Origin of the sequence: Trebonia sp., from assembly GCF_049794275.1 — a bacterium.
Taxonomy (GTDB): Bacteria; Actinomycetota; Actinomycetes; order Streptosporangiales; family Streptosporangiaceae; genus Trebonia.
In genome coordinates this window covers 1-2,786 of record NZ_JBARCR010000552.1, presented here as the reverse complement: position 1 = coordinate 2,786, position 2,786 = coordinate 1, and the positions used below count along the sequence as shown (strand labels likewise).

At 68.6% G+C, this 2,786-nt stretch carries 4 protein-coding genes; 3 read left to right on the top strand and 1 reads right to left on the bottom strand.

Going from position 1 to position 2,786, the window contains the following annotated elements; genetic code table 11:
* The 3 genes from WA805_RS15190 to WA805_RS15180 form a co-directional block, all read left to right on the top strand.
* A partial coding sequence (locus WA805_RS15190; RefSeq protein WP_425242639.1) for a DNA repair protein RecO C-terminal domain-containing protein occupies window positions 1-208 on the top strand: 208 nt, incomplete at its 5' end.
* Entirely contained in the window at window positions 205-1,047 is an 843-nt protein-coding gene (locus WA805_RS15185; RefSeq protein ID WP_424564043.1) for an isoprenyl transferase, read from the top strand. The genes WA805_RS15190 and WA805_RS15185, both read left to right, overlap by 4 nt.
* A 71-nt stretch (window positions 1,048-1,118) precedes the next feature.
* Entirely contained in the window at window positions 1,119-2,507 is a 1,389-nt protein-coding gene (locus tag WA805_RS15180) for a glycine--tRNA ligase (RefSeq protein WP_422273677.1), read from the top strand.
* Between the two features lie 30 nt (window positions 2,508-2,537).
* Here the strand turns inward: WA805_RS15180 and WA805_RS15175 are convergent.
* The coding region (locus WA805_RS15175) for a DUF1932 domain-containing protein (RefSeq protein ID WP_425242638.1) at window positions 2,538-2,786 on the bottom strand (249 nt) is incomplete at its 5' end.

Below are 2,786 nucleotides of genomic sequence, written 5' to 3'. Positions count from 1 at the left end.
GGTGTGCGCCGATTGCCGGCCGCCAGGCGCCGCGTCGCCGGCCCCGCAGACCGTCGCGCTGATGCTCGCGCTGCTGCGCGGCGACTGGGACGGCGCGATGCGGAGCGAGCGCAGGCACCGGGTAGAGTGCAGTGGCCTGGTAGCCGCGTACCTGCAGTGGCACCTGGAGCACTCGATCAGGTCATTGCGTCATGTGGAGCGTGCTTGAGCAAGAGTCCCCGGGTTCAGCGCCCGGTGCAGCCGCCATTCCCGCATCCGAGCGGCGTCCGTCCGCCGGACATCCCGGCTGACCTGGTGCCCCGCCACGTCGCCCTGGTGATGGACGGCGACGGCCGGTGGGCCAAGCAGCGTGGGCTGCCCCGCACCGAGGGGCACAAAGAAGGCGAGTCCTCGCTGCTCGACGTGATCATGGGCGCCATCGAGCTCGGCATCCCCTACCTGTCCGCGTACGCGTTCTCGACGGAGAACTGGCGCCGGCACCCCGACGAGGTGCGGTTCCTGATGGGGTTCAACCGCGACGTGATCCACCGCCGCCGTGACCTGCTGAACGACACGGGCGTCCGCATCCGGTGGGCGGGCCGCCGCCCGAAGCTCTGGCGCAGCGTGATCAAGGAGCTGGAATACGCCGAGCAGCTGAGCGACGACAATACGGTGCTGACACTCCAATTCTGCGTTAATTACGGCAGCCGCTCGGAAATCGTGGACGCCGCCGCCGCGATCGCCGCCGAAGTCGCGGCCGGGAAAATCCGCCCGGATAAGATCAACGAGCGCCTTTTCTCGCGCTACCTGTACGAACCGGATATTCCCGATGTGGATCTGTTCGTGCGGTCGTCGGGGGAGCAGCGGCTGTCGAACTTCCTGCTCTGGCAGTCCGCCTACGCGGAACTGGTTTTCCTTGACACGTTGTGGCCCGATTTCGACCGGCGCCATCTGTGGCAGGCGTGCGAGATATACGCCGCGCGCGAACGGCGTTTCGGCGGCGCCCTGCCGAATGCCGTCCGCTCCGCTGCGGAAGGTGACCTGGCCGGCGGCCCGCTGGCACGCTGACCGGGCGCCGGCCGTGGCGGTCCGGTATTTCGGTTCGCGCGACGGGGCGCCGCCCCATAAGCTCAGGTGACATGGCCCTACGCAGTGACCGCCTCGACGCCATTGTCAACCTCAGCAAGCGACGCGGTTTCGTGTACCCGTCCAGCGAGATCTACGGCGGCCTGCGCGCGGCCTGGGACTACGGCCCGCTCGGCGTGGAGCTGAAGAACAACATCAAGCGCCAGTGGTGGCGGTCGATGGTGCAGGAGCGCGAGGACGTCGTGGGCCTGGACTCGAGCGTGATCCTCGCGCGCGAGGTGTGGGAGGCCAGCGGGCACGTCACCAACTTCACCGACCCGCTCACCGAGTGCCAGGTCTGTCACAAGCGGTACCGCGCCGACCACCTGCTCGAGGGGTACGAGGAGAAGCACGGCCACCCTCCGGAGCACGGCCTGGCGGACGTCACCTGCCCGAACTGCGGCACCCGCGGCGCGTTCGACGAGCCTCGCCAGTTCAACACCATGCTGCGGACCTACCTCGGCGCGGTCGAGGACACCTCGGGCCTGGCGTACCTGCGGCCGGAGACCGCGCAGGGCATCTTCATCAACTACAAGAACGTGCTCACCACCTCGCGGCGCAAGATCCCGTTCGGCATCGGCCAGACCGGCAAGTCGTTCCGTAACGAGATCACCCCGGGCAACTTCATCTTCAGGACCAGGGAGTTCGAGCAGATGGAGATGGAGTTCTTCGTCCGCCCTGGCAGCGACGAGGAGTGGCACGACTACTGGATCGAGGCCCGGCTCGCCTGGTACACGGAACTCGGGATCAAGAAGGAAAACCTGCGCCTCTACGAGCACCCGAAGGAAAAGCTGAGCCACTACTCCAAGCGCACGGTGGACATCGAGTACCGCTTCGACTTCGTCGGCACGGAGTGGGGCGAGCTCGAGGGCATCGCGAACCGCACGGACTTCGACCTGTCCACCCACCAGGAGCGGTCCAAGGTGGACATGACATACCTGGACCAGGAGAGCGGCGAGCGGTTCATCCCGTACGTCATCGAGCCCGCGGCCGGCGTGGACCGCGGCATGCTGACCTTCCTCATGGACGCCTACGCCGAGGACGAGGCCCCGGACGCCAAGGGCAGGCTGGAGAAGCGCACCGTGCTGCGGCTCGACCCGCGGCTCGCGCCGGTCAAGGTCGCGGTGCTGCCGCTGTCCCGCAACGCCGACCTGTCGCCGAAGGCCCGCGACGTGGCGGCCCTGCTGCGCAAGCGCTGGAACACCGAGTTCGACGACGCCAGCGCGATCGGCCGCAGGTACCGCCGCCAGGACGAGATCGGCACGCCGTTCTGCGTGACGGTCGACTTCGACTCGCTGGAAGACCAGGCCGTCACCGTCCGGGACCGGGACACGATGACCCAGGACCGCATCGGCATCGACGCCCTCGCCGACTACCTGGGCGGCCGTCTTCCTGTCTGGTAGCCAGGTCCGCCTAGGTCGGCCTAGGTCCGCCTAGGTCAGCGCGGATAGGACAGTGTCCAGGCCGGCGCCCGGCGCCACGCCTGCGCTCGGTTCGTCGGCGTGCGAGGCCCGGTCGAAGATCTCGGCGGCGGCCTGGTGGAATTCCGGCGGCAGCCCGGCGGCGGCCATCGACGCGGCGATCTCCTCCATCTCAGCCACCCATCGCCAGCCCTTCGCCGCCGCCGCGTCGGCGGACCGCTCCGATTGCGCCCGCAGCGCGGGCTGGGACAGGCCCCACTC

Excerpts from the sequence above, each read along its gene's own strand:
- WA805_RS15180 (WP_422273677.1), top strand. The coding sequence starts at position 1,119 with ATGGCCCTACGCAGTGACCGCCTCGACGCCATTGTCAACCTCAGCAAG.